This window comes from Synechococcus sp. HJ21-Hayes, from assembly GCF_024345835.1.
In the GTDB taxonomy this organism is placed as follows: domain Bacteria; phylum Cyanobacteriota; class Cyanobacteriia; order PCC-6307; family Cyanobiaceae; genus Vulcanococcus.
In genome coordinates this window covers 96,041-122,795 of sequence record NZ_JAGQBW010000006.1, presented here as the reverse complement: position 1 = coordinate 122,795, position 26,755 = coordinate 96,041, and the positions used below count along the sequence as shown (strand labels likewise).

Sequence of the window (26,755 nt, the reverse complement as noted above, 5' to 3'; positions counted from 1 at the left end):
AGTGGGTGGTAAATCCCCGACAGCATTGGCGACTACGATGATCACGAAGAGGAAAAGGTCCGAAGCAGATCGCTTAGTCAGATGGTCGTCCTAGGGATCGGTCGCTCAAGCGGAAGCAACCCTGACTGCTTCCCGACTAGCCCAATGAGGGCACTGCCTGGTGAGGTTCGAATCCGGAAGCACCACCGCGCCCCAAACCCGACAGAACCCACACGACTGCTGGGATCCCGAGTAGTTGGCGCAATTGGAGCACTTGCTGGACCAGGAACCGAACACAGCAAAACCTTAAGGATCTCTTCCAGCTTGCAGCGAGGGGCGCCCGCCCAGGGGCCTGCTCCATCACTCTTCACAGGCGTGGCAGTGCGGTTGAGGCCAACGCAAGCGGGGATGTGATACGTCACCGCACCAGCCCTATCAACGCGAATGGCCATTGCAGAGACAGCAGCGGATCCCTGCTTGGCACCCTGGGGAGCCTTGATGATCGAGCCCTCCCTGGAGCTGCCATGAACAAGACGGGGTACTGCCCCCGGCCTTGCGGTGTTCCGAGCTGGAAGGAAGCAGCGTCACCATTCTGGCAAGGGGCACTGAAGCAAGTGCGCTACGACACAGCACCCACCAACCCTCCACCTTGACAGGTCTCGCAGTACGAAAACAACTGCTTCTTCTCCTTGGCGCCCCGCTACTGCCGACCCGTGATGCCATCGCCAAAACGGCAACAATCCAATGCCCTGGCGACACCACCTATTGAGATGCGCGTCTGCGCCAGCCAGTCCTGAGAGCAGTCCGACATCCTGTTATGCCACAAGGCCTTCCGCCCAATGGCGGGAGGCAACAAGGGCGTTATGCGATGACCACCCGAAGAAGTTCCAAGGCATGGACGAGACGTAGGAATGGCCACGGAATTCCTCCACTGGGATCCCGAACAAGTCGGGCCGGAGATCGGGCAAGGACATCCAAAGCCAACTGCCGGTTACTTGCTAACCGCCTTCCAAATCCACCAGGCGATCACGGCAACCACAACCCAAGGCAGCAGAGCCCTTAGCAGCACTAGGGCGGCTAACACGACCACAGCAGAGATGGCCGTTCGCTTGGTGAGCGCCTTTGCCTCATCGGTCATGAAACGCCAGCGGGGCAGTAGAGGCATTAGGACCTCACGCAGAGCAGGGGGAGAAATAGATTCTACGAACTGAGGATGTTTCGTGAGTCATGGATGTCTCAACCTGGGGACACCTGCAACTGGGACTGCTCGCTCTTGCCTTTGGCGGTCTTCAGGTCTAGTGGATCAGCAGTACCATCCGCAAGCACAACCTGGCACGGCCGATGAAGGATAATGAGTTCCGTCGGTCCTTGGAGCGAATCTGAGCAAAGAGTCGGCAGCGGGGATAAGAGAGTCATCACTATGCATAAGCTGCTGGAACCATCGTGCGCCAAAGAGAACTAGGAAATTTCTGGGCAACAGGGGCATGAGCAGCCGCTGAGATCGGCCATGCTGCTTTTGGCCCTGATCTGCGTCTGAGACCATGCCTTGGCGGCTCTATGGGCTCATTCTCAGCCTCTTTTAACTGATTTCTGAGGCTGATTTAGGGCGTTTAGACACACCATTCCCATACTCAGACTGTCGCTAGCAACTGCCGCCGCGCCAGGAACAGATTCGTCAAGGCTGCCAGCACATGCATCTTGCAGCTGTTCTTGGCCAGGCCGCGCAGCCGGGTGTTCTGAAATCCGAATTGCTGTTTGATCACCCGGAATGGGTGCTCCACTTTTGAGCGGATGTGGGCCTTGGCGGTTTCGACCAGATCCTCCAACCGGCCCTCAGGTATATCCGGCAGTGCTCGGCGTTTCCCCGGCCGCATCGCCACTCGGAATGTTGTTGCATGGCCCGCCAGCTCATGTCTTTTGGCGATGCCTGGGTAGCCGGCATCGCCGTAAACAACCTCCTCATCGCCATGCAACGGCTCAGCCGCTGGGGTGAGGTCGTGCACGTTGGCGGCTGTGGTGACGACTGAATGGATCAGGCCGGAGTCCTTGTCGACACCGATATGGACTTTCATCCCGTAGTACCACTGGTTGCCCTTCTTGGTCTGGTGCATCTCCGGATCCCGCTTCCCCTCTTTGTTCTTGGTGGAGCTGGGCGCCGCGATCAAGGTGGCATCCACGATCGTGCCCTGCCGCATCGTCATGCCCCGAGCACTGAGGTGGGTTTTGACAGTCTCAAAGATCTGCTCCCCTAGATCGTGCTTCTCCAGCAGGTGGCGGAAGGTCAGGATCGTCGTCTCATCAGGGATCCGGTCACTGATCAGCTCGATGCCAGCAAAACAGCGCATGCTGGGCACCTCGATCAGGGCCTCTTCCATCGCCGGGTCGCTGAGCGAAGACCACTGCTGCAGGAGATGAACCCGCAGCATCGTGGCCAGTGGATAGGGAGGCCGGCCTCCTTTCTGACTCGCTTTGGGGTCGTGGGGCTCGATTAGCTCGATCAGCGCCTGCCAGGGCACCACCGCCTCCATCTCAGAGAGAAACGTCTCCCGTTTGGTCTGCTTCTAGTGGCTCCGCCACGCTCGACCGTTGGTCGAGGTAGGGGCGGTGGTGAGCTCGTAATCCGAGAAGCCGAGTTACTTGCTGCCCATCACCCCAGTTCTGGCCTGCGATCACAGGATCATTCTCCCGCGAAAGGTGCTGGTTCTCCAGAGTCTCCCTAGATCAAAAGAACCAGAATTGGAAGACTCGCGAAATCCATTCCGAAGTACTGACATCCCTTCCCCTAAACCACACCCGTGATGCCATCAAGGCAATCCAACAGCACAAGGTGCAGACACCATGAATCAGCGGTGGACAAACCCAGGCCGTCCGCATAGCAAAAATCCCACTGCCGCAAGGGAAGTGGGACTTGAGTAGTCCTCGTGGGACGTGCTTGATACGGAGAGGGTGGGATTCGAACCCACGGAAGGTTTCCCTTCAAACGATTTCGAGTCGTTCGCTTTCGACCACTCAGCCACCTCTCCAGGAGACCCATCCAGTGTACGGATGGAGGGGCAGGCTTCAGGCCTGGCGCCAACCGCTGGGTGAACCGGCAGCAGGGAACCACAGGCGGTTGGCTGGCAGTGATGGAAGGGCCTGGCGCTCGCGGCGGCCCGGCTCAAATCCCAGCCACAGGCCATCCACCCTCCGCTGCGGCTGACGCTGCCAGCTCCACCAGGCCTGACGATCCGGCAGCAATCCCCACTGCAGGCGGCCAGCTTGCAACAGCAGCGCCTGGCTGTCCTCCGCCAAAGGCTCCACCTGCAGGCCAGGGCTGGCCAGCCGCTGCCCCAGCTGCAGCCCCTCGACCAGGGTGGGGGTGAGCGCCTGCCAGCAACTGGCCCCCTCGGCGGCCACGGGATCGAGCAGCAAAGCCCAGTCGTAACGCTGGATACCCAAACCCACGGCCAGCTGACGCGCCCGGCTGCAGCTGAGGCCATCGGCGGCGCTGGTGATCAGAGCTGCCCGGCCGCCATGGCGCGCCACGAGCCAATCCCGCGGCGCCTCGCGCACCAGCAACAGCTGATCGCCATGCAGCAACCCCAGGTGCACCGCCATCACGGCCGCCATCGCTGCCATCCCCCAGGAGCGCCAGCGGCGGCCGCAGGCCTGCTCCAGCAACAGCCATGGCAACAGCCCCAGGCCAAACACCAGTACCAACAACGGCTGTACCTTGCCCAGCTGCCACTGGGCCATAGGCAGGCTTGAGAAGAACGCCGCCAACCAGAGGAACATCCGGGTGAGGGGCACCAGCGCCCAGCCCAGCAGCGTCACCAACGGTGTGAACGTGACAGCCGCCACCGCCATGGCCATCGCCCCGAGGGTGAGGGGCGACAGCAGTGGCGCCACCACCAGATTCGCGGGCACGGCATAGAGGGGCAGGGCGCCGAAATGCAGCAACTGCAGGGGCAAGGTCCAGAGGGACGCGGCCAAGGGCACGGCGATGCCTGCCGCTGCCCAGGTGGGCCACGGCCACCGCGCCAGGGCCTGCTCCAGCGGCCGCGCCGTGAGCATCAGGCCAGCGGTGGCGGCCACGCTGAGCTGAAAGCCCACGTCCAGGAGCCAGGCAGGCGCTACCAGCAGGATCAGCAGCAGGCAAAGCAACAACACGCCGAGGGGCCTGGCACGCCGGCCGCTCTCCTGCACCACAAAGGCAACGGCCCCCATCAGCACAGCCCGCACCACGGAGGGCTGCGGCCCGGCCAACAGCAGGAACAACAGCATCGCCCCCAGGGCGAGCAGCCAGCGCACGGGCTTCGGTGCGGAGCGGCCAAGGGCCATCACAGCGCCAAGCAACACGGTGAGATGAAAACCGCTGGCCGCCAGGGCGTGGGAGAGCCCCGCCACCCGAAAGGCCTCGCGCACTGCCATGGGAACTGGCACCACGGCACTGCCCAACACCAGCGCGGCCAGCACCCCGCCTGCATCCGCCCCCCCCACCGCCAACAGGGCGGCCGCCATGCGACGGCGCAGATCGGCCATGGGCGTAGCCGGACGCTCCAACACCTGCCACTGCTGCACGCGCAACTGGCTCCACACCCCCTGCCGGGCCAAGCGTTCGGCCGAGCCAGAAAGCAAGGGATGGGCCGCCGCCCGTGGACGCCCCAGGACCCCACTCACCTGCAGCCGCCAGCCCTGCTGGAGCCGCGGGCAGGGCTGAAAGCGCAGCTCCGTGCGACCCGCCCTGCTCTGCAGCACAACCCGGCAGCTGGCACCTGAGGGGTCGAGCGTGGGATCCGAGAGCAGCTGGCCGCGCACCTGCACGGGCGCCGAAACCGCACCCGCCGGAATCAGACGCACGGGATCGGTAGGTCCTGCCTGGGGCTGGGCCAGCAGTCCCCAGCCGAACAGGATGGGCAGCACCAACAGCAGAACCAGCCCCCAGCGGCGAGCCAATAGCACCGCCAGCAGAAGCAGACCCACCAGAGCCGCCCACTGCAGAGGCCAGGGGAGGGGCAGCACCCCGATGGCCAGGGCGATCACCAGCAGGGACACCAGGGCAGCGGGCATGGATGGCCAGGCGGTGCCCTGAGGGTTCCCCTAGGGTTCGGCCGCGCTCCCCACTACCGTGCGCCACTCCGCCACCCCTGGACTGCTGAGCTGCCTGGTGCTGAGCGCTGTTCTGCTGGCCCCGTACCCCGCAGCCCGGGCCAGCAGCATCGCCGTGGCGGAGGGCGACACGCTGGAGCAACTCGCCATCCGGCATGGGGTGAGCCTTGAGGCCTTGATCCGCATCAACGGCATCAAGGACCCAACCCTGCTGCAGGTGGGTCAGATCCTCACGCTGCCCGGCAAACCGACAGCGGAACTGGCGCCACCGCCACCCCCAGGTAGCAGCGGTGATGCCTCCGCGGCCCTGCTGCTGAGCCCAGCCGAACGCAGAGACCGGGCCGAGCTTGAACTGCGGGAGCTCTCGGGCCAGGCTCGCTGGAAATGGTTCAACACCACGGCGGTGGACTGGGCCGGCTGGAAACTCCACCCCGGCGGTGTGCGCATCACGCTGGTGAAAGCATCCGCGGCCGACCTCGGCGTGCGTGGATCAGCCGCCTCCGCCGTGGCGGTGCAGTGCGAGAGCCTGCGCCAAACCTGGCGCATCAATGGCCAATGGCAGCCATGGGAAACACCCCTACCGGGTTCCGTTCCCCAGCGGATCGTGCTCGACCTCTGCAGCAACACCCTCGATGGACCCGCCGTGCCCGTACCGCCCGCGCCTTAGAGCAGGGGGAAACCCAGGGCCTCACGCTCGGCCAGCCAGGCTTCAGCCACTTGGCGGGCGAGGTTGCGGATGCGGCCGATGGTGGCGGTGCGCTCGGTCACCGAGATCACACCGCGAGCCTCCAGCAGGTTGAAGGTGTGGCTGCACTTGAGTACAAAGTCCAGGGCTGGGGCGGGCAGCTTCTGGGCCACCAGATCGGCGGCCTCGGCCTCATAAATGGCAAACAGCTGTTTGAGCCGTTCGGGGTTTGAGGCCTCGAAGTTATAAGTGCACTGGCCCTTTTCAAAGGGCAGCCAGATGTCGCCGTAGGAGCGGTTGCCGTCCCAGCTGAGGTCCCAGATGCTCTCCACGTCCTGCAGGTACATGGCCAGGCGTTCCAGGCCATAGGTGATCTCGATCGACACCGGCCGGCAATCGAGGCCGCCGCATTGCTGGAAGTAGGTGAACTGGGTCACTTCCATGCCATCGAGCCACACCTCCCAGCCCACGCCCCAGGCGCCGAGGGTGGGGGATTCCCAGTTGTCCTCCACGAAGCGAATGTCATGGTCCTTGGCTTGGATGCCGAGGGCTTCCAGCGAAGCCAGATAGGTCTCCTGGATGGCATCAGGACTGGGCTTGATCAGCACCTGGTACTGGAAATAGTGCTGGGCCCGGTTGGGGTTATCGCCATAGCGGCCATCCGTGGGCCGGCGGCAGGGCTCGGGGTAAGCCACAGCCCAGGGCTCCGGCCCGATCGCCCGCAGCACCGTGTGGGGGCTCATGGTGCCAGCGCCCTTTTCGGTGTCGTAGGGCTGCAGGATCAGGCAGCCCCGCTCGGCCCAGAAGCGGTTAAGGGTCTGGATGATGTCCTGAAAATGCACTGGGGGCTGGCCGCTCGTGGCGCCATTGTCGATGGCGGCGGGTCCGGAGCGGAGAGGGTCTGCCGAGGCGCCTCCTGAAATCCGTACAGGCTGCGCAGGTTTCAGGAGAGTGCTGGAGCGCCACCCCGCCAAGCCCCAAGGCCCCGCCCCTCAAGCCACCAGTTGCAGCAGGCCCATCTGCCCAGCAGCCAACCGGCGGTGGCGAGCCTGGGCGAAGCCGGCAGACTGGGCCAGCTGCTCCTGCTGTGCTCCCGTGGGGAAGCGCCGCAGACTCTCCTCCAGATAGGCGTACTGGGGCTCCAGACCCGCCCTACGGGCTAAGGGCACCACCAGCTGCCGCAGGTAGAACCGCTGGAAACCCGCCGTGAAGCCAGCCCCATCGACGGGGCGGTTGAAATCAAGTACCGCTGCCCGGGCGCCGGGCTTGAGCAGCCGCCGCAGCTCCTGCAACCCCGCGGCGGGATCCTGGAGATTGCGCAGTCCGTAGGCCATCACAGCGCCATCGGCCCAGCCCGCCGCCAAGCCGGTGGCCTGGGCATCACCCTGGCGAAACTCCAGCGGCAACCAGGGCTGACTGGCGGCCCGGCGCCGGGCCTGACCAAGGGGCGCCGCCGCCGCATCCAGGCCCAGCACCAACCCGCCGGGGCGCACTTTTTGGGCCAGCACTAGGGCCAGGTCTCCGGTACCGCAGCACAGGTCCAGAAGCCTCTGGCCAGGGGCGGGGTCTAGCCACGCCACCGCCTGGCGCTTCCAGAGGCGATGGAGGCCGAGGCTCAAGGTGTCGTTGAGGCGGTCGTAGGCAGGAGCGATCTGATCGAATAGATCACGGACCTGATCGGGATCACCGGGACGAATGGAAGCTGGCATCCCAGGGGAGGGAAATGGAATCGAGACTGACACCCCCCGAGGCCAACTCCACTGCGCCTGATTCACCACCACTCAAATAGCCCTGGGCCTGGAGCCGATCGGCACTGGTGAAGGTGATCAGCATCACCGTGGCCAGACCCACTGCGGCCGAACACACCATGCAGCCGGCCAGCATGAGCGAGAACTCCTTGCGGTCGACAGCGGCCTGCATCAGCTGCAAAGCCCAGGCCACCATCGCCACCACGGTGACCACCAGGACAACGGCCAAGGCAGTGGAGTGGGTCTGGAGCAACGCCGGCACGGCCAGGGCTGAAGCAGCGGGTGAAACTGAGCCCAATGTAACGGGAGGTAACGGGCAGACGCGACTCAGCCCACCGCTTGCAGCCCCGGATCCAGCGGACGCAGGTTCAGGCCACGGCCGAGCAAGTCGGCCTTGATCTGTTCCACCGTCAACACGCCGTCGTGCAGCAACGACGCCAGCAGCGCCGCGGACGCCTTGCCGTGTTGGAGCGCCTGGGCGATGTGGTCGATGCTGCCAGCCCCACCGGAGGCAATCACCGGCACCTCCACGGCTTCCGCCACCGCACGGGTGAGGTTGAGCTCGTAACCCGCCTGGGTGCCATCGCCGTCCATGGAGGTGAGCAGGATCTCTCCGGCGCCCAGGGCCACCACCCGCTGGGCCCAGGCCACCGCATCGAGTCCTGTGTTCTCGCGCCCTCCCTTCACATACACGTCCCAGCCGGGCTCTGACCCCTCGCGGCGACGGGCATCAATGGCCACCACGATGCACTGGCAGCCGAAGCGCTCGGCCCCCCTGGCTACCAGGCCGGGATCGCGCACGGCCGAGGAGTTGAGGCTCACCTTGTCGGCACCGGCCCGCAGCAGCTCGGTGATGCCCTCCACGCTGCTGATCCCCCCCCCAACAGTGAAGGGGATCGTCACCGCCTCAGCGGTGCGCTGCACCAGCTCCACCAGGGTGCCGCGGCCCTGGTGGCTGGCGGCGATGTCCAGAAACACCAGCTCATCGGCCCCGGAAGCGCTGTAGCGACAGGCCAGCTCCACCGGGTCACCGGCATCGCGCAGGCCCACGAAATTGACCCCCTTCACCACCCGGCCATCGGCCACATCAAGACAGGGAATGATCCGTTTGGCGACCATGGAAGAACGGGCTGGCAGCGGGTTAGCCTTGCGCCACTTTTCTAGTTGCGCCGGACATGTCCCAGGCTGCCATCACCATCGGCTCGAAGGTGCGGGTCACCCGGGTGCGCGACCGCATTCCCGCTGATCTGGTGACGGCCCTCCAGGCCGACGCCACCGGCACGGTGAAGGACTTCAAGGTGACCGACGGCAAGGGCATCGGCGTGGTGGTGGAGCTCGCCAACGGGACCACCACCTGGTTCTTCGACGACGAGATCACCGCAGCGTGAGCGATTCCCCTAATCCCACCGCCGCCTCGGGTGGTGGGGCCCGCCAGCTGCTGGGCATGAAAGGTGCCAGCGGCACCTCCAACATTTGGAAGATCCGGCTTCAGCTCATGAAACCGGTGACCTGGATTCCCCTGATCTGGGGAGTGCTCTGCGGTGCTGCGGCCTCCGGCAACTTCCACTGGACCCTTCCGGAAGTGGGCGCTTCGATCGCCTGCATGCTGATGAGCGGCCCCCTACTGGCGGGCTACACCCAGACCATCAACGACTACTACGACCGCGAGATTGACGCGATCAACGAGCCCTACCGGCCCATTCCCTCCGGTGCGATTCCGCTCTGGCAGGTTAAAGTGCAGATCTGGGTGCTACTGCTCGCCGGCCTCGGTGTGGCCTATGGCCTCGATGTCTGGGCCGGCCACGCCACGCCGGTTCTGTTCCTGCTGGCCCTGGGGGGCTCCTTCGTGAGCTTCATCTATTCAGCGCCACCGCTAAAACTCAAGCAGAATGGCTGGTTGGGCAACTACGCCCTCGGCGCCAGCTACATCGCCCTGCCCTGGTGGGCCGGTCAAGCCCTGTTCGGGCAGCTCACCTGGACCACGGCCTTGCTGACGCTGGCCTACTCCCTGGCGGGCCTAGGCATTGCGGTGGTGAATGATTTCAAGAGCGTGGAAGGGGATCGGGCCCTCGGGCTGCAGAGCCTGCCAGTGGCCTTCGGCATCGAGACAGCGAGCTGGATCAGTGCCGGAATGATCGATCTTTTCCAACTCGCCATGGTTGCCGTGCTGATCGCGATCGGTCAGCATTTCGCCGCGGTGCTACTGGTGCTGTTGATCATTCCCCAGATCACCTTTCAAGACATCTGGTTACTACGGGATCCCGTTGCCTTCGATGTGAAATACCAGGCCAGCGCCCAGCCATTCCTGGTGCTGGGAATGCTCGTGACAGCCCTTGCCATTGGCCACAGTGACTTGGTGACCTCCGCAGGCGCCTTGCCCCTGACGATGTGAGACAACGGCGCCGCCGCCATCTGCTAATCGCAGGCCTGATCGGTGCTGGCGCAGGTGTTGTTGTGGCTGGGGCTCAGTTGTTGCTGGTGCAGGCAAGTGATGCCCTGCTCCCCAATGTGCAGCGATTGAAGGCGTACAACCGGCCGGGCACCGTGACGGTGCTATCGGCCGATGGCCAGGTCATTCAGAAGCTTGGCCCTGCCACCCGCGAGAAAGTGGCCAGTGGCCAGATGCCGCAGCTGGTGGAGCGGGCCTTCATCGCCGCCGAAGATCGTCGCTTCTATCAACACGACGGCATCGATCCCACGGGCATCGCCCGGGCGATGCTGCGCAACCTCAGACAGGGCTCCGTTGAGGAGGGCGCCAGCACAATCACCCAACAGCTGGCCCGCACGGTGTTCCTGAGCCAGGACCGCACCATCATCCGCAAGCTGAAGGAGGCCGCCCTGGCCGGGAAGCTGGAACGCCAGCTCAGCAAGCAACAGATCCTTGAGGAATACCTCAATGTTGTGTATCTAGGCTCCAGCGCCTACGGCGTGGCCGATGCGGCCTGGATCTATTTCTCCAAGACACCAGCGCAACTCACCCTGCCTGAAGCGGCCCTGATCGCCGGGCTGCCGCCGGCACCCTCGGTGTATTCACCGCTGGTGAATCCCGATCTGGCACTGGAGCGCCGGGCCACGGTGCTGCGGCGCATGCGCGAAGCCGGCTTCATCGACGATCTCCAACAGGAGCAGGCCAATGCCGCGCCCCTGCAGCTGAAACCGGCTGAACCCAAGTATTGGACCAGCCGTGCCCCCTACTTCACGAGCTGGGTGGCCCAGGAGCTGCCCAAGGTACTGAACCCTGAGGAACTGGAAGTGGGCGGCCTCACCATCCGCACCAGCCTCAATCTCAGCTGGCAGGAGCAGGCTCAGAAAACCATCGATGCCTACGCCCCAGGCGACATGGAGGGCGCGATCGTGTCCATGGAGCCCGGCACCGGGCTGGTGCGGGCCATGGTGGGCGGCAATGACTTTGAAACCAGCCAGTTCAACCGGGCCGTTCAGGCCCTGCGCTCACCCGGCTCCACGTTCAAGCTGTTTATCTATCTCACGGCCCTGAAAGAGAGCATGAAACCCGAAGACATCATGCGGGATTCCGCCCGCTGCTTCGCCGGCTACTGCCCCAAGAACTTCGGTGGTCGCTACATGGGCAGCGTGCCCATGTGGGTGGCGCTGCAGAACTCGCTCAACACCGTGGCCGTGGATCTGTTGCAGAAACTCGGCTTCGACAAGGTGATTGCCACCGCACAGAGCCTTGGTATCAGCCGCGAGCTGGGGCGCTTCTACCCCCTGGCGGTGGGCGCCACCGAGCAGACGGTACTGGACATGGCGGCCGCCTACGCCGGCATCACGAACCGGGGCGTGTATGTGAAACCCACGCCGTTCGAGGACATCCTCGGCCCCAACGGTGACCTGCTGTGGAGCCGCCGCGTGGATGGCGATACGGGCCGCAGGGTGGTGCCCAGCGACATCGCCGACGCCATGGTTTGGATGCTGGAGCAGGTGGTGCGGGGTGGCACCGGTGCCGGTGCTGCCCTGCCCAACCGCCCCGTAGCCGGCAAAACCGGCACCTCCGAGGGGGGGCGCGACCTGTGGTTCATCGGCTCGATCCCCCAGCTCACCACCGCCCTGTGGCTGGGGTACGACAACAGCCGCACCACCAACAGCACCAGCGCCACAGCCGTGGCCGCCTGGCAGGCCTACATGGCACCGATCACCCAAGACCTGCCGGTGCGCCAGTTCCCGCCCAAGCCCGTGCTCACCGGCAAGTTCAACCCCCTCTCGCTCAAGCCGCGGAGGCAAACTGGGGCCAACCCAGAGGCCGACATCCGCCGGCCCAACGAATGGCAAGGGCAGCCGCTTGACTCCGGCGCGCGGACAGAGCCAACAGCACCGGCACCAGGCAACACAAGGGGCACACCGCCGAGCGCCGTAACTCCCGCACCCGTTCAGTCGGCACCGGCAACGCCGGCCTCGCCACCACCGGTACCAGTGGCCGCACCTCCGGTACCGCCGCCGCCCGTGGCTCCGCCACCCCCGTTGCCCTAACCAGCCGCGAGGGCCGCCGCAAAAAAGCCATCGCCGCCCGATGAGGATCCCGGCCAGAGCTGCCAGTTCTCCAGCAGTGTCCAGCTGGGATGGTCCGCCAGGAATGCGGCGATCACCTCGCTGTTTTCGCGGGGATGCACCGTGCAGGTGGCATACACCAGCCGCCCGCCGGGCTTGAGCAGAGGCAGCAATCCCTCCAGCAGCTGCCGCTGCAACAGCACCAACCCATCAATGGCCGTCGGCTCGATGCGCCAGCGGGCATCGGCATGGCGCGCCAGGGTGCCCAGACCTGAGCAGGGGGCATCCACCAGGATGCGATCGAAGCTGCCCCGCCACTCCGGCATACGCTCCACCAGGGTGGCGGCATCACCGTGGCGGGGGTGGATGCAGGGAAGGCCCAGCCGCTCACTGTTGCGGGCTACCCGTCGCAGCCGCGCTTCAGCGCGATCCAGGGCCACCACGGTGCCCTCGTTGTTCATCAGCTCGGCCAGATGGGTGCTCTTGCCACCCGGGGCTGCGCAGGCATCAAGGATGCGCTCACCTGGCTGCGGATCCAGCAGCGGGGCAATGCGCTGAGCCGCCCGGTCCTGCACGCACCAGTGGCCCTGCTCGTAGCCCGGCAACTGGCGCAGATCACCGCTGCGGCCCGTGAGGCTGATCCCCATGGGCAGATGCTCGATCGGCTCGGCCGCCACGTCGGCTGCAGCCAAGGCCTGGAGCACAGCCTCCCGGCTGTTGCGTAACCGGTTCACCCGCAGATCCAGCGCTGGTGGGCTGTTGCAGGCACGCCCAAAGGCTTCGGCCTGATCGGCAGGCAGCCACGCCAGCAGATCCTGCGCCAGCCACTGGGGCAGCGACTGGCTCACCCCGAGAGCCACCGCGGGATCCTGGGGCATGGGCAGAGGCTCACCGGCCTCCTGGCGACGTAAACAAGCCCGCAGCAGACCATTCACCACCGGGGCCAGCTTGGCCAGGCCACCCCGCTTGGCCAACTCCACCGTGGTGCTCACGGCCGCGGAGGCAGGGATGCGATCACTGGCGAGCAGCTGGTAGAGGCCCAGATGCAGCAACCAGCGCAGCTTGGGAGGCTGCTTCTGGGCCGGCACCTTGCCCAACAGATCCAGCCAGGCATCGAGCAAGCGCCGCTGGCGAATCGCCCCATAGGCCAGCTCCGTGGCCAGGCCCCGATCCGCCACCGAGAGCTCCATCCGCCCCAGCTCCCGCTCCAGGGCACCATCGGCATAGGCCCCGGCCGCCACGGCCTGCAGCACCTGCCAGGCCAGCTGCCGTGGCGCCAGGCCCCTGGGCACCGTGGTGGTGACGGGAGAGCTACTCAAGGGCCAGCGGGGCATCAATGCTCCACAACTAGCGCCCAGGGGGCCGCGGGCTGCCAGCGGTAACGGGCGAGGGGCAGCCTGCCGGCGGCATCCACCGGTATTCCCTCGGCGATCAACAGCTCACGCTGGATCCAATCGGAGCCCTCGCGGCTCAGGCTCATGGCGATCCGCCCCTGGGCGTTCACCACCCGATGCCAGGGCACGGGGGAGGGCAGGGAGAGCCGCCGCAGGGCCCAGCCCACCTGGCGGGCACAGCCATAGGCCCCGATCAACTCCGCGATCTGGCCGTAGGTGGCCAACTGGCCGGGGGGAATGCGCTCCACCACGCGCCACACCCGCTGATCAAAGCTCCCCAAGGCCATAAGAGCCCAACAAACCGAGGCGTTCAAGCTTGTAAGCCAGCTGGAGCCGACAGCTCATCAGACACGATGGGCCTGGCCGTTCCTCCACCATGCCGCTGCTGCCCCGTCGCTATGAGCGGCTCCAGGCCGTGCTGAATCGCCGCATGGGCGACCTCACGGTGGTGCTGGAGCAGGTGGATAAACCCCATAACCTCTCGGCGATCCTGCGCACCTGTGATGCGGTGGGCGCCATGGAGGCCCATGTGGTGAGCCTGCCGGGGCGGCCCCGCACCTTCAACAAAACCGCCAAGGGCAGCCAGAAGTGGGTGCCGCTGCACCCCCATCCGGGCATCGAGGAGTGCCTCACCGGACTGAAAAGCAAGGGCTTTCGCATCTACGGCACCCACCTGGGCGTGAACGCGAAGGACTACCGCGAGTGCGACTTCACCGCCCCCAGCTGCTTCCTGCTGGGGGCGGAGAAATGGGGCATGAGCGAGGCCGCCCTGGCCCTGGTGGACCAGCCCCTGTTCATCCCGATGACGGGCATGGTGCAGAGCCTGAATGTGAGCGTGGCGGCGGCCACCCTCCTGTTTGAAGCCCTGCGCCAGCGGGAGGTGGCCGGCCTGGTGCCCAGCCGAGGCGAAGGCATCCCGGGCGGCGAGCCTGAATACCGGCGCATCCTGTTCGAGTGGGCCTACCCGCAGGTGGCGGAGTGGTGCCGGCGGCAGGGACGGCCCTATCCAGCCCTCAGCGCTGAAGGCGAGATCGCCGAAGTGATGCCGCGCACCGTGAAACTGCGCTACTGAGGGCTGGCGGCCCGGGGCAGGCACAGGGCCAGGGCCAAGACGGAGAGCTCCAGCAGCATCGGGCGAACGCCCAGCAAGACCACCATGAAGGCCGCCACGGCGATCATCACCTGCAGCAGACCGATCACATCATCCTGATTGCGCCTGCCCTTGGCCCAAAGCAGGGCGCCACCTCCGTGGATTCAGTGTGGCGAGGAATCAGCGGGCCGACTTGCCGCTTTGGCCACTGCCACTGAGCCAGCTCTCGAGGCCCTCCCCCAGGAAGGAGAGGCCGAGCACCAGCACGAACATGGCCACACCGGGATAGAGGGCCGTCCACCACACGCCCGTGGGCACGGCGCTGAGGGCCTGTTGCAGATCACTGCCCCACTCGGGCACGGTTTCCGGCAGGCCAAGGCCGAGAAAACCCAGGCCACCGAGCACCAACACCGCATCGGCGGCATTGAGGGTGAGCAACACGGGCACTGACGTGATCACGTTGCGGAACAGGTAGTGGCGCAGAATCCACACCGGCCCAGCCCCCAGGGAGCGGGCTGCCTCCACGAACAGCTCGGCCTTCACCTGGGCGGTTTGGTTGCGCACCACGCGGAAATACTGGGGCACGTACACCACGCACAGGGCGGCGGCCGCGTTGGGCAGGCCCTTGCCCAGCAGAAAGGCGAGCACCACCGAGAGCAGCAACACCGGCAGGGTGTAGAGGGTGTCCATCAGCAACACCAGGCCACGATCCAGCCAGCCGCCCAGGTAGCCGCTCACCATGCCCAGCGGCACGCCGATCACCAGCGCAGCCGTGAGGGCGATCAACACCACCTGCAGGGCCACACCACTGCCGGCAAGGGTGCGAGTGCACACATCACGGCCGAGGCGATCGGTGCCACACCAGTGCTGCCAGGAGGGCGCGCTGTAGATGGGGTTATCGAGCCCGGCGTTCACATCCGGCAGCCAACCCAGCCGAGTGAACAGCGGTGTGAGCAGGGCGATCAGCAGATACACGAGCACGATCACCACCCCCCAGCGCGCCATGCGTGCCGCCAGGGTGCGAGGACGCCAGCGCAGCAGGCGCGAAGCGGATGAAAGAGGCTCAGTCATTGGGCCTCACCATGCCACCGATGGCCGCTGGCGGCCAAGCCGGAGGGGCTCACACTGCCTTTTTCTCTCTCCAGCCCACACGGCAACAGGCCTGCGCACAGGCCCGGCGAGAGGAACACCAAGAAGAGCGCACGGCCGAGAGCTCCCAGCGAGCGGACTGAAAGGCTGCTGCGAGACGAGAGCACCACCGCAGGTTGCCCGCTCATCAAGTCTTAAGTCTCAGCTCAGCAAGAATACCCGAAAGCAAAGGACAGCTTCAGGAATTGCAGCAGAATCAGGGCAATAATGATTTGAGATGCGCCATCGGCGCGCCGTTCTGCATCAGAAAAGCACCATGACCAATCAGAAACGCTCACGACGCCTCGCTGGCCCAGCAGCGCTGAACAAGCTCACGCAGGCCACTGTTCGCAATGGCTTCACCTTGGTGGAGCTGATGGTGGTGATCGTGATCGTTGGCATCCTCAGCGCCGTCGCCCTGCCAAGATTCCTCGGGGTCAAGGACAAAGCCAAGATCAACACTCAGATCGGAGAAGCATCAGGCCTTGCCAAAGAATGTGCAGCCGCAATCATCAGCGAATCGCCCTATCCAGCTTCTTACACACTCACTACAGACAATACAACAGTAACCGGACTAAAAATCTCCGGAAATTGCAATGACGGCGACACAGCCACCAAGCCGGATGAGGACGTGACTTACAGAACGGAACCAGCAACAGCCGACGGGGTCAAGTGCGGCTCAGATACACTTTCAGCCAAAGAGGCATGCACAATCACCGTCAACTATGTGACGGGAGACATCACTTACGCAGGAACAGGAACAGGAGGCTCCTAATCCGACTCCAGAAGCCGATCAACCGCGAGATCACAATTCAGAGACAACCCGCACAGTCCCTAGGGCCACAAGAAGACTTATCCATACACCCTTCAAGGCGTGATCCCAAAGAAGAACAGCAGCAATACGCATTGCCTCCGAATCAACGACAAGTATTCCAAACCGCGAGGCTAAGCGCCAAGCAATCATGCTCTAATACGCGACCGTGCAATGCCCCAATCGCACGAAACGAGACTCCAACCATGCAAAGCATCAGCCCGAGTCACGCACGGCCGAGAACACATGGCAACAGCGGGGTCACGCTGGCGGAAATGTTGATCGCTGTCCTGATCCTAGGGATCATCAGCACTCTTGCACTGCCTGGCTATCTCAATGCCATGAAGTCGACACGACAAAAGGATGTAGCCAGTCAGCTCTCGCAGATTCAAACAGCCATCCAGGGCTACAGGGAAGAATTCCTGGGCAACCCCTCGGGGTGGACAGAGCTGGCACGAATCACACCAGTTGCCACAAACAATGGAAGCGCCAGTGGCACAAGCTTCTCAAGCATCACATCGAGCAATGGAGGCCATTACACAATCTCCGTGCAGGCTCAAGACCAAGAGATCATGACCATGACGGCAGAGGCCAAAGGACAGGGCTCTACAAGTCGATGGGACATCAAAGCTTGTCTCAACACCAAAAAGGGATTATCCGACATCAAGCTCGGCAGCAGTGAGGCAGGTGCCAAGACGCCTAACTGCAACTGAGCGTGATGGCGAGATGGAACGACACATAACAGCAAGACAGCATCGCGGAAAAACCGAGGCAGGCCTTGCCTTGCCGATTGCACTCATCATTGGAGCCATCCTTCTGATTGCTAGCGCGGGGCTGGCAACGAAACTGCTGATGCTGCGGCGAACAGGCGCCACAGAAAGCTATAAGCAGATAGCCGAAATGGCATCCAGCAATGGCCTGAATCGCATCCTGGCAGCCCTTAACGATATAGAAGGCAGCGACATCAGCTATCTCTGGCACCTAAGCCAGAATCAGGAATATCAACCCTCAGGAACGCCCACCAAGCAATGGGACCTCAGCGAAGCGCAGCTCAGGCCAGCCATGGAACAACCTTGCTACCCGCTGAACCTGACAAGCACCATCCAAAGCAACCTACTGGCGGGGGACATTTCGCCCACAACAAGCCTGCGACAGGATGGCCGTGAGCAGAAGATTGGCATGCAATACAGACTTCGCTCATACAGCTATTCACCTGGAGACAGCAAGGCCACGTTTTACATTGAGGGATATGCCACACAAAGTGACAGTGCAGGCACTCAAATCCTTGCACGATCACTGCTGACCCGAGTTTTAGCGCTGAAGCGCTATGTGAGAAACAACGATCAGTGGGCTGTCATGGCAGCCAAGAATCTGAATCTAGGCGATAGCTCAATCGCCGGAACTGGCAAGGTTCTTTGGCTGATGGACAGTGCCGGAGCGGGACGATTCAGCAACTCAGGCGCATGTAGCACCAGCAGCCTCGGAGGGGCCACAGGCAGCACCAACTCAACAACTCAGGCACGTCTCTGGCCGGTTGTGGGCACTGACTTTCCCAGTCCAGGTATCTTTGATCAGTTGTCGCGCGTCGATCAGATCGGCAGCGGAACGAGCATAAAGCGGCGAATCTGGAACATCGACGACAAACGAACCACAACCTGTTCTGGCCTCAGTCCTGGCACGGGGCTGAGCGGCGAAGCGATCTGCACGCGAGGGGAAGCCGATACAAGCTGGACCAGCGCTGAATCCACAAGCTCTGTCAAACGGGTCAATGGCTCTGTGACCGCCATCAGCCTGCACGCCGAACAACTCTGCAATGGCGTCAGCACAGAGCCATGCCTGATCTGGATTGAAAGCATCCAGCTCCGAAATGGGGCGAGGCTCTCGATCGAGACCAGCAGCAGCAGTGGAGCCCGACCGGTGGTGTTGAGGATGCTCCGCCCCCAAGACTCGATCAGGCTGAATAATGGCCTGCTCTGTCAGGCAGACTATCAGAGCTCCCAGGCATCACCCCTACCCTGCAGCAGCTCACCGATGGCAGAGCGACTTGCCATTGTGGCAAGCAATGGTGACGATGCAAGTTCGTGCGGTGCAGCAACCCAGGTCCTGAGCCTCACAGCAACCAGTCTTCCCGCTGCTCTGGTGTTGATGCCACAAGGCTCCGTATCAACCAGTGGAACAACAAGCATCCATGGTCTGATCTGGGCGAAAAACATCTGTGCAGCGCCTGGGCTGACACTGAGAACCAACAATGTAAGTGGAGGCTCCATTGTTGAAGGTTTCATCAACACCTGGAAGTGGGATAGCAGCCTCACGTTTGGACGCACCGTAACCCGTGGCATTCGCGGCACCGGACTGGATCTATTCAGGCGGTGGTAAGAATGCGCAACAGCCAAGGCCTAGGCCACCATCACCCCGCGCAAGGCTTCAGCCTTGTCGAAGTGATGATTGCCGCAGCTGTGCTGTTTGTTCTACTTTCCAGCGCGAACCGGACATTAATGATGAGCATGGCCAATAGCCGCCAGGGCGCCAGCAGGATGCAGATAGAATCAGATATTCTCAATGATATTGAGATCATCCAGGGGATTGACACGAGCCTAAGTAGCGATCTAAACGGGTGCGGCTCCGGTGGAGGATCGACATACCTCAAGGGCAAGATCGAAAGCATGAATCCAGTGGCATCAGATGCACCATGGGAAAGACAGCTTGTGGCAACGGATGCGACGCTCCTCAGGATCACCTACAGCTTCAGCACATCTGAAATGACTGGCGACACCTCAACAGAACAGCGGATTGTAGAAATCAACCCAAGCTTCCTGTCCGAATGCCCATTGCCATGAAATGCACGCATGAGAGCACCGGATTCTCCCTCCTGGAACTTCTAATTACCCTCGCGATCAGTGCGGCCTTTGCAACAGCCGCAATCCCCCAATTACAGCAAAGGTTCAAGCAAGCTGCGGTGGACTCCTATACCAGCAAACTGGAAGCAGGCATTAATCAACTGAAAGCGAATATGATTGGCAGACAGGACAGTTGCAAAATCAATTTCCCAAGCGGCGCAGGATCTGAGGTGGAAATTAATCCCATGGCGCTGGAAAGCCTACAGATCGACACAACAGGCGAAGGAACGGACTGTCCGCAACCGACCGACATGAATGGACTAGATATGGCCTCAACAGAACTGAGGATGACCAACCTAAAAGGATCCCTAACAAACCAACAACGAAACGATCTAAGGCTGCTCATTTCACCGACTTCCATTTCGATGACCACCGTTGGAGGGGTCTCAGCACCCGACGCAACAACCAGTAATCAGCCACTGATTATCCGCGTACGCTCACGAACACTCCACAATCAGGCAAAGGGGTTCGAACGCTGTCTCAGCTTGGAGCCAATGACCGGCTCCCTCATCAGGGGAACATGGATTGGCGGCAACTTCGCAGCAGGAAGCTGTCGCCACAATCAATAAGCTCATGAAACTCTCAGAATCTCCGAAGATCACTTTCATCCACCGTCTCTGCTGCAGGGTGATAATAAAAGAAGGACGATGAGGCCGATGCAAAATCCACTGCCAGCCCTCAACAAGCTCAGCAAAGGCAGAGCAGCCAGACGGTCACATCCATACTCAGGATATAGCCTCACTGAGACTGTGATTGGGGTAGCAGCTGGGGCTGTACTCATCACAGCTGGTGCCGCAGGTCTCCGCACGATCAGCTCATCGATTCAGCACAGTAGTGAGCTCTCAAGCCTGAGAGCAAACGCCACTAGTGGCATGCGCATGCTTCGATCCGAAGTTCAGCGAAGCTTATACATGATTGTACGAGGGGGGACCCACGATTCTGATCGTGACTACACGAACCTCGACAATGCTGATCAGCCATTGTACGCATCCGTCATCGCGGAATGCAAAGCTCTCAAAGGGAGTGGAAGCTTTACCCCCATGTTTGGGATGAAGATGGCCGAACTAAACACACCAGTGATCTACGGTCTAGGCTTGGCGAAAAATGGGTTGAACTATGCACTGATACGCTGCGGCCCTCCACTTAATGCAGATGGTCGCTACGAGACTGAAGATCTTATTCTGGCCACGATTCTTGAAAACATTGGCACAATCCCTTGCGATCAAGATGATGGCACCTGTGAGCCTCCCAAAGGCAATAACAAAGAGGTCCTAAGCCTCGGCCAAATTGTCGACGCGGTGGATACAAGTCTTGACAGTAACAATCGAAGCAAGATCGGGCGTTACAGGGAGCCAGCGATCGCGATACAGACAGATCCAATTCGCAAGATGCTGAAACTCGTCGATCCAACCGAAGATGGCGACAATGTTCAGCAAAGCTTTCTGCAATTGCCCGGCAGCAACAAAGCTGCGACCGTGGAACTCAACTTAATGGCCTACGCGCGTGCCGACAAGGTGGCCAGGAGTGATTCCTACTATGAAGTAATGAATGGGGACCCCGCTGGAACAGCGTCTCCAACAACACTCTCTGGCTGCACGGGCAGTACATGCAGCTTTTACGGAATACCAATGAACAGCGATTCCCTCCAGATCATTGTGGATGGATCGGGATCAATGAGTGCCTGCATCACTTGGGGCACAACAACAAATAGCTCGTCGCGAATTTACTTTAACGGCTCGTCATACATGAGTACCCGGCGCAACTGTCTGGTCACGAGGATGGAGTCGTTGCAGAATGAACTTCGCAACCTGCTGACATCCTTACCAAGTGCAGCAAACATCAGCCTCCAGGTATTCAGCTCTCCTGGTTATCTCAACCATCGAGCCTGGATGAATGGAAACATGACGCCCCTCACCAATAGCAACCGAAGCAGCGCGCTAGCATTTGTGAATACACTCTCCAGCGGCGATGTCACTCGCTGGGGAGGAACAAGTCCATGGTCAAGTCTTGACAAGGCCATGGGAGTAGCCACAGCCAAGAGCCTGTATTTCATGACGGATGGCGACCCCAATAACGACCGAAATGGTGGCAGCTGGTCAGCTTCTGATTACCAGCGGACCGCCAATACCTATCTCAATATGAACAACAGCCGGTCAAACCGCTTGACCGTCAATACAGTATCAATAGGCCAAGACTCCGTTTGGCTAAAGCTGATCAGCGATGGATCGAGCGGCGTTTACAAACTTGTGAACCAAGCTTATACATCTGTCAACTGAGCCACAGCATTCGCCTGCCCTGCCCCTAAGCAAGATTCTCGAAGTGCGTGGAAAAGTCCATCGCCATTGTTGACGACGATATCAGAATCAGGAAACTCTTGTCGGCAGAACTGAATGACGAAGGCTATATAACTACGGAATTTGGCTGCGCCGAAGAAATACTAGCCATCGCTCACGAAGCACTATTTCGATTGATTTTCCTGGATCTTCTGATGCCCGGCATTGGTGGAATTGAATGCCTGCGCAATCTGCGCGAAAGAGGCATCACCACAAAAGTCATCATCTTTACAGCCTTGTGCGATCCAAAGCTTTGGAGAGAAGCCTACGAATCAGGAGCAACGAGCTGCATCCTGAAATCAGACCTATTGCAGAACCTGCCAGCGTTACTGCAGATGCACCTATCATCCAGATGAGAATGAATTCAGGCTGGAAAAAGCTACTGCCTAGCAGTATCGAAGGGCAGCTACAGCTGGCCACTGGCTTGGTAGTGGTAACTGGTTTTACAGTCGCTAGCCTGGCCACTTTATGGGTCAGTAATCAGAACCTATTAAAAGAGCTTCACAAACAAAGCCAGCTTGTGAACCAGGGCATCAGCAAGGAAGCCAAAGCAGTTGTGGAACTACCAGGTCTTGAACGTGACCGCAAATTATTGCAAGCTCGTGAACAACAAACAAACTGGCAGCACACGGTCTGGCTCGAACTCGATGATGGCAGTCACTTATTACCAAGCAGATCAGAAGGCTCCGTACCACCCGACGTCATCTGGCAATTGGCTAGTCGCGGCAATCGCAACCAACAAAGCAAGCCCACCTACACCCATCTCAGCGATGGCACCACCATTCTCTCGATAGTGAGTGAATCTGAAATTCCTGGTCTTCAAATTGGTGTGGCTCAAAACATCACAGCTTTCACAACTGCCATTAATCACCAGTACCTGCTGCTGGCCCTGACTTGGGGTGGAGCCCTATTGCTAAGTCTGCAGCTGACCACGCGATTGGTGAGACGTATCGTACGGCCACTACGCCAGCTTAGTAAAGCAGCAGCAACTGTAAATTCAGACAATTTGCCGCAGAGCCATATTGCCATTCAGTACTCCCCATCAGAAGTCACAGAACTGGCCGCTGCCTATAATCAACTAATCAACCGTCTAACAGAAGCCTGGCAGCAGCAGCAGAGTTTTGTCAGTAGTGTTTCTCACGAACTGAGAACACCGCTGACCATCGTTTCAGGCTACCTGCAGCGAACCCTGCGCCGAAGCACAACACTTCAGACCAATGACAGAGAGAATCTGACCATTGCCGAACAAGAGGCGCAACGGATGGCCAGGCTGCTTGGGAATCTCCTCTCACTCTCCCGCAGTGACTGTCACCAATTGGCAATTAGTCTCGAGGCGATAGATCCACTTCCTTTGCTCAGAGATGTGATCACCCAGAGCAGCCAAACCATGGGCAGACTGGTCACCTTGAATTCCAATGAGATAGCAGAAGGTCAACATCTCATGATTTTGGCGTGCCCAGATCAACTCAAGCAAGTGATCATCAATCTAATTGAGAATGCCGATAAATACTCAGCAAAGGGCAAACCAATAGAAATTAGCATCAGCACACAGGCTGATGTGTATGTGATCGCAGTGAGCGACCACGGCGATGGAATCCACGCCGAAGAACTGCCTCATATCTTCAAGCGTTTCTATCGGGGAGCCACCAGCCAACGCAGCTCGGGTTCAGGCTTAGGACTCTCAATCGTCCAAGTGCTCATTGATGCCATGGGTGGTCGGATCGAGGTTTGCAGTACGCCTGGCGTCGGCAGCCGCTTTGAGCTCCACTTGTCCATCGCAACGGAACCATAATGTCGGCTGTTCGCTGGCGTCCCACTCAGTTTCAATTGAGCAGCAGCCCTTGCCCACTTCGAGAATCAGCACCAGAATGGATTGAGGACCAACCGAGATTCTGATCCCGGCTCATTCAGCTCATGACCGAGCCAGACAACGACCAACCTCATATTCTTGTTATTGACGACGAGGATCTCATCACAGCTCTACTTCAAAGCGAACTGGAAGTTGAGGGCTACAGAGTTTCCGTTGCCAAAGACGGGGCTAGCGGCTTAATCGCCCTCCGCAGTGAACCAAGTCCCGACCTGATGGTTCTTGACTGGAACCTACCGGACTTCAGCGGTCTTGAAATCTGTGCGCGCATACGTGCAACCGCGATCTCCATACCCATTCTCATGCTGACAGCCCATGATGACATCAAAGATCGCGTCAGTGCATTGGATAGCGGTGCTGACGATTACCTGACCAAACCTTTCTCCATCGATGAGCTACTTGCACGGCTGCGAGCGCTGTATCGACGCTCGTCATCTGGAACAGGGCCGCGAACCAACGCCGAGACTCTTCAAGTTGGCAATCTCTTGCTAAATCTTGCCAGCCACGACGTCACAAGAGGAGAAAGCAAAATACAACTCTCGAACAAGGAGTATCAACTCCTCTCGTTCCTCATGAAGACGCCAGGCAAGGTTCATTCCCGCCAAGAGATCATGCGGGCCGTATGGGGAGACAACTTCTACGGAGACAACAACTTGCTGGACGTCTACATTCGCTATTTACGCCAAAAAATCGAAAGGCCGGGCCTTGCAAAACTGATTCATACCGTTCGTGGCGTTGGCTTCATGATGCGACAGGAAGGATAGCGAGCTTCGCTAAATTCAGCCGCCCCCCTTGCACGAGACCGAAGAAGGAGGCATCTCTGACAAAGAATGCTCGCTTACTCGAGTTTAACTGATTCCAAGAATAGCATAAGGTGTGGTAAAGCTCAGATCTCACACTCCCGTCCCAACCACAAGCTCAAGTGCAATCCGTTGTTGTTTTTCCATCCTCATTCCATCAAACCGCTGCTCAATCCTCAGGGCGATCAAACCGGTGTGCGGATCCAAGCAGGCCGCGAATGGCTGATTTGAAAGGCCCGCCAACTGACGCATAGCAATGTCCCTAGCTGAACCAAGCCATTGCGCGCAATCCATGGATCCCTGGGGCTGAACCGCCAGAGCATCAATCACCACGCGATTGAGTAGCTGGGAGCCATGGGTGAACTGCCCATCCAGCCCAAACGCAGGCCCGCAGCGCATCAGCACCCGGCCTCGCCAGATCGCACTAGGTGCCGGACCCACCGAATAGGTGATCGGTCCAGCTGCGGTGCTCAGGTGCAGAACCGGCTGCCTGCCCGCCAGGTTGCAGCCATGCGGCTCGCGTTCCGGCGTTTCGCTGACAACAATGGCCTGAGCGAGATCGCTCTTCACCAGCTCAAGTGTGCGCCGTTGCCAGGCCCGTTCGCGCAGCAAACGAGACAAACGGGCTCCGTTCTGGCCCTCAGCCATCAAACCTTGCAGCATCACTCCGCTGAGCACCAATCCCAGGCTCAACGACAGCATCAGCTCCACTAGGGAAAAGCCGGCCATGGCTTCACAGCGAGGGGTCGGGTTCACAGCGACCGCTCCGATGCTGGCCCAGCCTGGTGATCCCCAGTGGCAGAGCCATCACCAGGCAACGCTGCAAAGACGTTCCAGCAGCACTGACCACGGCCGTGCCGCCATCGAGTACCAGCCCGTTGCTACTGAAGCGCAACATCGCCGGGAAGTTATGCACAAGCCGCACGTCGCCTGCAGCAATCGGCTCCTTCAAGCTCTCCAGCGTTTGAACACACGCTGGCAGTGTGCTCAGCGCAGGCGGTGCCCAACCATCCGGTTGCAGGCTCAGGCCACAGGCACGCCCCTGCCGCTGGGCTTCAGCGCGGCCTCGCTGGATGCCCTGATCCAGCCGGCGTGTGGCTGCCTCAAGCCGCTGGCGAGCCAGGCTTTCGCGGCCGCCGTTCCAGCCCAACGTTGCCAGCAGCCCCAGGACGACGACCCCCATGAGCAGCTCGGTCAGAGAGAACCCATCAGGGCCATAGGCGGTGGGGGTATGGCGCATCACTCCACCCCCTCCACTTGGCTGTCGGTAAGCGGCGCGGTGGCCTTACAGGAAGCTCCCAGACCGGCCATTGTCAGTAAGCGCTCTCGCACAACCCCAGGCTCACCCTCGAACCGCCAACGCAACCTCAGCTCATCAACTTGATCACCAGCGCGCAGGTCCCGCACCACCTGAGGCGGCGGCGGCAGCGTCGCAGCCATTGCCCTGATCTGATCAATGCTGCTGATACAGACCGCCTGGCCCAGAAGCTCCCGTCGCCAGAGGGCCTGCAACTGCAGACGGTCCAGCTCGATACGCTCCAGCTGGCGCTGCCGCAGCTCGGCTTGCTGACTGCTGCTTGCCATCCGGGCAAACACCTGCAAGGAACCGCCGGATGCCGCCGTGAACACGGCCGCGGCCATCATCACTTCCACCAACTGCATCAGCCCAGCTCCTTCACACCTGACGCACCCAGCCAGTAGCGGCGTGTCAAGCCACCAACGGCCTGCTGCAGCCGCAATGCACCGCCACCCTGCTGCGGCTCCCATGCGGCCAACTGCACCACCTGGCCATCAATCGACAGCCGCTGCAAGGGGCGTGGATCCAGATCACCAGGACAGCTGGTTGGCAGCGCCCCAACCCGCCAAGCGGCCAGTGGCACAGCCTGCAGACAAGCGAAGCGCCCCTGGAATGCCGCCGCAACCCTGTGCGCCGCCGAGGCCAGGCGATCGTCCGCACGCAGTCGCGTGCGCTCAGACGCCTGCACCCGACGGGTATGTAGCACCAACGTCTGGAGCGACAGGCTGCTCAGCAGCAAAACCAGGGCGCCTGTGATCGACAGGGGCAACACAAATCCGCCATCCCGGGGCGGATGAACACGCTGAACCATGGAGCATTCCGGCAAACCATGGGCTGAGCATTCCCCTGCCGTCTAGGTTTTGGTCATCATGTGGTCCGAGATCGCATCAAGGTGCTGCCGTAGGCAGCAAAGGGTCGGGTGCCGCCGCCTGCAGACAGACCGGCAAGAACACTCACCAGCTCAGCGTCAACGTGCATTGCTGTGGGTTCTCGCAAGCCAGGCTGGAGCGCTGCTTGGGAGGTACGCCCAGTTCAACCACGACGGTGGAAGGCAGCTCGCGCAGCATGGCCATCGCGGAGATCGTGCCGCCCTTGGCGGTGTGCAGGATCGCCGCCCGCAACCCTTCCACCCGTC

29 protein-coding genes, 1 tRNA gene and 1 pseudogene are annotated in these 26,755 nt (G+C 61.2%); 15 read left to right on the top strand and 16 right to left on the bottom strand.

The genetic code is table 11. The annotated features are described in order from the left end of the window. Positions 1 to 1,281 precede the first annotated feature (1,281 nt). Entirely contained in the window at positions 1,282 to 1,362 is an 81-nt protein-coding gene (locus tag KBZ14_RS15980) for a hypothetical protein (RefSeq protein WP_488657335.1), read from the top strand. Positions 1,363 to 1,610: 248 nt separating this feature from the next. On the opposite strand, the pseudogene KBZ14_RS06630 reads toward KBZ14_RS15980, so the two are convergent. The 3 genes and pseudogenes from KBZ14_RS06630 to KBZ14_RS06620 all read right to left on the bottom strand — a co-directional run. Beyond that, positions 1,611 to 2,540 (bottom strand): annotated as a pseudogene (locus KBZ14_RS06630) (IS5 family transposase); the annotation flags it as partial. Positions 2,541 to 2,917: 377 nt separating this feature from the next. Continuing rightward, positions 2,918 to 3,002 (bottom strand) — tRNA-Ser (locus tag KBZ14_RS06625). A 37-nt stretch (positions 3,003 to 3,039) separates the two neighbouring features. Then, positions 3,040 to 5,028, bottom strand: a complete 1,989-nt coding sequence (locus KBZ14_RS06620) for a ComEC/Rec2 family competence protein (protein ID WP_255117530.1) — start codon at positions 5,026 to 5,028, stop codon at positions 3,040 to 3,042. A gap of 58 nt (positions 5,029 to 5,086) precedes the next feature. Here KBZ14_RS06620 and KBZ14_RS06615 point away from each other — a divergent pair, with 58 nt between their 5' ends. Further along, positions 5,087 to 5,734 (top strand): LysM peptidoglycan-binding domain-containing protein, encoded by a 648-nt coding sequence (locus KBZ14_RS06615; RefSeq protein ID WP_255117529.1) that lies wholly within the window; start codon positions 5,087 to 5,089, stop codon positions 5,732 to 5,734. On the opposite strand, the gene glyQ is transcribed toward KBZ14_RS06615, so the two are convergent. The 4 genes from glyQ to hisF all read right to left on the bottom strand — a co-directional run bounded on the left by glyQ (position 5,731) and on the right by hisF (position 8,619). Continuing rightward, entirely contained in the window at positions 5,731 to 6,594 is an 864-nt protein-coding gene (gene glyQ / locus KBZ14_RS06610; RefSeq protein ID WP_255117528.1) for a glycine--tRNA ligase subunit alpha, read from the bottom strand. The two genes, KBZ14_RS06615 and glyQ, sit on opposite strands and share 4 nt — an antisense overlap. A 150-nt stretch (positions 6,595 to 6,744) precedes the next feature. Beyond that, complete coding sequence (gene ubiE / locus KBZ14_RS06605) at positions 6,745 to 7,461, bottom strand: bifunctional demethylmenaquinone methyltransferase/2-methoxy-6-polyprenyl-1,4-benzoquinol methylase UbiE (protein WP_255117527.1); 717 nt, start codon at positions 7,459 to 7,461, stop codon at positions 6,745 to 6,747. Further along, positions 7,436 to 7,762, bottom strand: a complete 327-nt coding sequence (locus KBZ14_RS06600) for a hypothetical protein (protein WP_255117526.1) — start codon at positions 7,760 to 7,762, stop codon at positions 7,436 to 7,438. Before KBZ14_RS06600 ends, ubiE begins: the two co-directional genes overlap by 26 nt. A 65-nt stretch (positions 7,763 to 7,827) precedes the next feature. Next, complete coding sequence (gene hisF, locus KBZ14_RS06595) at positions 7,828 to 8,619, bottom strand: imidazole glycerol phosphate synthase subunit HisF (RefSeq protein ID WP_255117525.1); 792 nt, start codon at positions 8,617 to 8,619, stop codon at positions 7,828 to 7,830. Positions 8,620 to 8,675: 56 nt separating this feature from the next. On the opposite strand from hisF, the gene petP reads away from it, so the two are divergent. From petP to KBZ14_RS06580, 3 genes are read left to right on the top strand one after another with little or no spacing between them, the layout of a single operon-like run. Further along, complete coding sequence (gene petP / locus KBZ14_RS06590; protein ID WP_255117524.1) at positions 8,676 to 8,888, top strand: cytochrome b6f subunit PetP; 213 nt, start codon at positions 8,676 to 8,678, stop codon at positions 8,886 to 8,888. A gap of 56 nt (positions 8,889 to 8,944) precedes the next feature. After that, positions 8,945 to 9,892, top strand: coding sequence for a chlorophyll synthase ChlG (gene chlG, locus KBZ14_RS06585; RefSeq protein WP_399210732.1), 948 nt, complete (start codon positions 8,945 to 8,947; stop codon positions 9,890 to 9,892). Then, the gene (locus tag KBZ14_RS06580; protein WP_399210702.1) at positions 9,889 to 11,985 is read left to right on the top strand and encodes a transglycosylase domain-containing protein; all 2,097 of its coding nucleotides are present in this window, start codon (positions 9,889 to 9,891) and stop codon (positions 11,983 to 11,985) included. Before chlG ends, KBZ14_RS06580 begins: the two co-directional genes overlap by 4 nt. Here KBZ14_RS06580 and KBZ14_RS06575 read toward each other — a convergent pair. Both KBZ14_RS06575 and KBZ14_RS06570 read right to left on the bottom strand, forming a co-directional pair. Then, positions 11,982 to 13,337, bottom strand: coding sequence for a 16S rRNA (cytosine(967)-C(5))-methyltransferase (locus KBZ14_RS06575; protein ID WP_399219603.1), 1,356 nt, complete (start codon positions 13,335 to 13,337; stop codon positions 11,982 to 11,984). The genes KBZ14_RS06580 and KBZ14_RS06575 overlap by 4 nt on opposite strands. Further along, a complete protein-coding gene (locus KBZ14_RS06570; RefSeq protein ID WP_255117521.1) occupies positions 13,337 to 13,684 on the bottom strand; it encodes an MGMT family protein in 348 nt (115 codons plus the stop codon). The genes KBZ14_RS06575 and KBZ14_RS06570 overlap by 1 nt, the downstream gene beginning before the upstream one ends. Positions 13,685 to 13,773: 89 nt before the next feature. On the opposite strand from KBZ14_RS06570, the gene trmH reads away from it, so the two are divergent. Continuing rightward, a complete protein-coding gene (gene trmH / locus KBZ14_RS06565; RefSeq protein WP_255117520.1) occupies positions 13,774 to 14,469 on the top strand; it encodes a tRNA (guanosine(18)-2'-O)-methyltransferase TrmH in 696 nt (231 codons plus the stop codon). Here the strand turns inward: trmH and KBZ14_RS06560 are convergent. Continuing rightward, positions 14,463 to 14,597, bottom strand: coding sequence for a hypothetical protein (locus KBZ14_RS06560; RefSeq protein ID WP_255117519.1), 135 nt, complete (start codon positions 14,595 to 14,597; stop codon positions 14,463 to 14,465). The two genes, trmH and KBZ14_RS06560, sit on opposite strands and share 7 nt — an antisense overlap. Before the next feature lie 70 nt (positions 14,598 to 14,667). Then, complete coding sequence (locus tag KBZ14_RS06555) at positions 14,668 to 15,492, bottom strand: ABC transporter permease (protein ID WP_255117568.1); 825 nt, start codon at positions 15,490 to 15,492, stop codon at positions 14,668 to 14,670. A gap of 361 nt (positions 15,493 to 15,853) precedes the next feature. On the opposite strand from KBZ14_RS06555, the gene KBZ14_RS15830 reads away from it, so the two are divergent. From KBZ14_RS15830 to KBZ14_RS06510, 9 genes are all read left to right on the top strand, one after another. Then, positions 15,854 to 16,390 (top strand): type II secretion system protein, encoded by a 537-nt coding sequence (locus KBZ14_RS15830; protein WP_255117518.1) that lies wholly within the window; start codon positions 15,854 to 15,856, stop codon positions 16,388 to 16,390. Positions 16,391 to 16,632: 242 nt separating this feature from the next. After that, on the top strand, positions 16,633 to 17,139 hold the full coding sequence (locus KBZ14_RS06545; protein ID WP_255117517.1) for a type II secretion system protein: 507 nt from the start codon (positions 16,633 to 16,635) through the stop codon (positions 17,137 to 17,139). Positions 17,140 to 17,152: 13 nt separating this feature from the next. Beyond that, positions 17,153 to 18,802: a hypothetical protein gene (locus KBZ14_RS06540; RefSeq protein WP_255117516.1), complete on the top strand. Its 1,650-nt coding sequence runs from the start codon at positions 17,153 to 17,155 to the stop codon at positions 18,800 to 18,802. Between the two features lie 2 nt (positions 18,803 to 18,804). Then, positions 18,805 to 19,263, top strand: a complete 459-nt coding sequence (locus KBZ14_RS06535; protein ID WP_255117515.1) for a PulJ/GspJ family protein — start codon at positions 18,805 to 18,807, stop codon at positions 19,261 to 19,263. Next, a complete protein-coding gene (locus KBZ14_RS06530) occupies positions 19,260 to 19,892 on the top strand; it encodes a prepilin-type N-terminal cleavage/methylation domain-containing protein (RefSeq protein ID WP_255117514.1) in 633 nt (210 codons plus the stop codon). The genes KBZ14_RS06535 and KBZ14_RS06530 overlap by 4 nt, the downstream gene beginning before the upstream one ends. A 486-nt stretch (positions 19,893 to 20,378) precedes the next feature. Continuing rightward, positions 20,379 to 21,599: a vWA domain-containing protein gene (locus tag KBZ14_RS06525; RefSeq protein WP_255117513.1), complete on the top strand. Its 1,221-nt coding sequence runs from the start codon at positions 20,379 to 20,381 to the stop codon at positions 21,597 to 21,599. 47 nt (positions 21,600 to 21,646) lie between these two features. Beyond that, complete coding sequence (locus tag KBZ14_RS06520) at positions 21,647 to 22,012, top strand: response regulator (protein WP_255117512.1); 366 nt, start codon at positions 21,647 to 21,649, stop codon at positions 22,010 to 22,012. 2 nt (positions 22,013 to 22,014) lie between these two features. After that, positions 22,015 to 23,448: a sensor histidine kinase gene (locus KBZ14_RS06515; RefSeq protein ID WP_255117511.1), complete on the top strand. Its 1,434-nt coding sequence runs from the start codon at positions 22,015 to 22,017 to the stop codon at positions 23,446 to 23,448. Between the two features lie 122 nt (positions 23,449 to 23,570). Next, positions 23,571 to 24,287 carry a response regulator transcription factor gene (locus tag KBZ14_RS06510; protein ID WP_255117510.1) on the top strand — a complete coding sequence of 239 codons (717 nt, stop codon included), beginning with the start codon at positions 23,571 to 23,573 and terminating at the stop codon, positions 24,285 to 24,287. Positions 24,288 to 24,416: 129 nt separating this feature from the next. Here the strand turns inward: KBZ14_RS06510 and KBZ14_RS06505 are convergent, their stop codons facing one another. The 5 genes from KBZ14_RS06505 to KBZ14_RS06485 all read right to left on the bottom strand — a co-directional run bounded on the left by KBZ14_RS06505 (position 24,417) and on the right by KBZ14_RS06485 (position 26,750). Beyond that, complete coding sequence (locus tag KBZ14_RS06505; RefSeq protein ID WP_255117509.1) at positions 24,417 to 25,052, bottom strand: prepilin-type cleavage/methylation domain-containing protein; 636 nt, start codon at positions 25,050 to 25,052, stop codon at positions 24,417 to 24,419. A 4-nt stretch (positions 25,053 to 25,056) separates the two neighbouring features. Continuing rightward, positions 25,057 to 25,563: a GspH/FimT family pseudopilin gene (locus KBZ14_RS06500; protein WP_255117508.1), complete on the bottom strand. Its 507-nt coding sequence runs from the start codon at positions 25,561 to 25,563 to the stop codon at positions 25,057 to 25,059. Further along, the gene (locus KBZ14_RS06495) at positions 25,563 to 25,985 is read right to left on the bottom strand and encodes a hypothetical protein (RefSeq protein ID WP_255117507.1); all 423 of its coding nucleotides are present in this window, start codon (positions 25,983 to 25,985) and stop codon (positions 25,563 to 25,565) included. Before KBZ14_RS06495 ends, KBZ14_RS06500 begins: the two co-directional genes overlap by 1 nt. Beyond that, positions 25,985 to 26,431: a hypothetical protein gene (locus tag KBZ14_RS06490; protein ID WP_255117506.1), complete on the bottom strand. Its 447-nt coding sequence runs from the start codon at positions 26,429 to 26,431 to the stop codon at positions 25,985 to 25,987. Before KBZ14_RS06490 ends, KBZ14_RS06495 begins: the two co-directional genes overlap by 1 nt. Positions 26,432 to 26,573: 142 nt before the next feature. Then, positions 26,574 to 26,750: a hypothetical protein gene (locus KBZ14_RS06485; RefSeq protein WP_255117505.1), complete on the bottom strand. Its 177-nt coding sequence runs from the start codon at positions 26,748 to 26,750 to the stop codon at positions 26,574 to 26,576. Positions 26,751 to 26,755: the final 5 nt, after the last annotated feature.

Coding starts and splice junctions, on each gene's coding strand:
- KBZ14_RS06620 (WP_255117530.1), bottom strand. CDS start 5,028: ATGCCCGCTGCCCTGGTGTCCCTGCTGGTGATCGCCCTGGCCATCGGG.
- ubiE (WP_255117527.1), bottom strand. CDS start 7,461: ATGCCAGCTTCCATTCGTCCCGGTGATCCCGATCAGGTCCGTGATCTA.
- hisF (WP_255117525.1), bottom strand. CDS start 8,619: ATGGTCGCCAAACGGATCATTCCCTGTCTTGATGTGGCCGATGGCCGG.
- petP (WP_255117524.1), top strand. CDS start 8,676: ATGTCCCAGGCTGCCATCACCATCGGCTCGAAGGTGCGGGTCACCCGG.
- chlG (WP_399210732.1), top strand. CDS start 8,945: ATGAAAGGTGCCAGCGGCACCTCCAACATTTGGAAGATCCGGCTTCAG.
- KBZ14_RS06575 (WP_399219603.1), bottom strand. CDS start 13,337: ATGCCCCGCTGGCCCTTGAGTAGCTCTCCCGTCACCACCACGGTGCCC.
- KBZ14_RS06570 (WP_255117521.1), bottom strand. CDS start 13,684: ATGGCCTTGGGGAGCTTTGATCAGCGGGTGTGGCGCGTGGTGGAGCGC.
- trmH (WP_255117520.1), top strand. CDS start 13,774: ATGCCGCTGCTGCCCCGTCGCTATGAGCGGCTCCAGGCCGTGCTGAAT.
- KBZ14_RS06555 (WP_255117568.1), bottom strand. CDS start 15,492: ATGGCGCGCTGGGGGGTGGTGATCGTGCTCGTGTATCTGCTGATCGCC.
- KBZ14_RS15830 (WP_255117518.1), top strand. CDS start 15,854: ATGCGCCATCGGCGCGCCGTTCTGCATCAGAAAAGCACCATGACCAAT.
- KBZ14_RS06545 (WP_255117517.1), top strand. CDS start 16,633: ATGCAAAGCATCAGCCCGAGTCACGCACGGCCGAGAACACATGGCAAC.
- KBZ14_RS06540 (WP_255117516.1), top strand. CDS start 17,153: ATGGAACGACACATAACAGCAAGACAGCATCGCGGAAAAACCGAGGCA.
- KBZ14_RS06535 (WP_255117515.1), top strand. CDS start 18,805: ATGCGCAACAGCCAAGGCCTAGGCCACCATCACCCCGCGCAAGGCTTC.
- KBZ14_RS06530 (WP_255117514.1), top strand. CDS start 19,260: ATGAAATGCACGCATGAGAGCACCGGATTCTCCCTCCTGGAACTTCTA.
- KBZ14_RS06525 (WP_255117513.1), top strand. CDS start 20,379: ATGGCCGAACTAAACACACCAGTGATCTACGGTCTAGGCTTGGCGAAA.
- KBZ14_RS06515 (WP_255117511.1), top strand. CDS start 22,015: ATGAATTCAGGCTGGAAAAAGCTACTGCCTAGCAGTATCGAAGGGCAG.
- KBZ14_RS06510 (WP_255117510.1), top strand. CDS start 23,571: ATGACCGAGCCAGACAACGACCAACCTCATATTCTTGTTATTGACGAC.
- KBZ14_RS06505 (WP_255117509.1), bottom strand. CDS start 25,052: ATGGCCGGCTTTTCCCTAGTGGAGCTGATGCTGTCGTTGAGCCTGGGA.
- KBZ14_RS06500 (WP_255117508.1), bottom strand. CDS start 25,563: ATGCGCCATACCCCCACCGCCTATGGCCCTGATGGGTTCTCTCTGACC.
- KBZ14_RS06495 (WP_255117507.1), bottom strand. CDS start 25,985: ATGCAGTTGGTGGAAGTGATGATGGCCGCGGCCGTGTTCACGGCGGCA.
- KBZ14_RS06490 (WP_255117506.1), bottom strand. CDS start 26,431: ATGGTTCAGCGTGTTCATCCGCCCCGGGATGGCGGATTTGTGTTGCCC.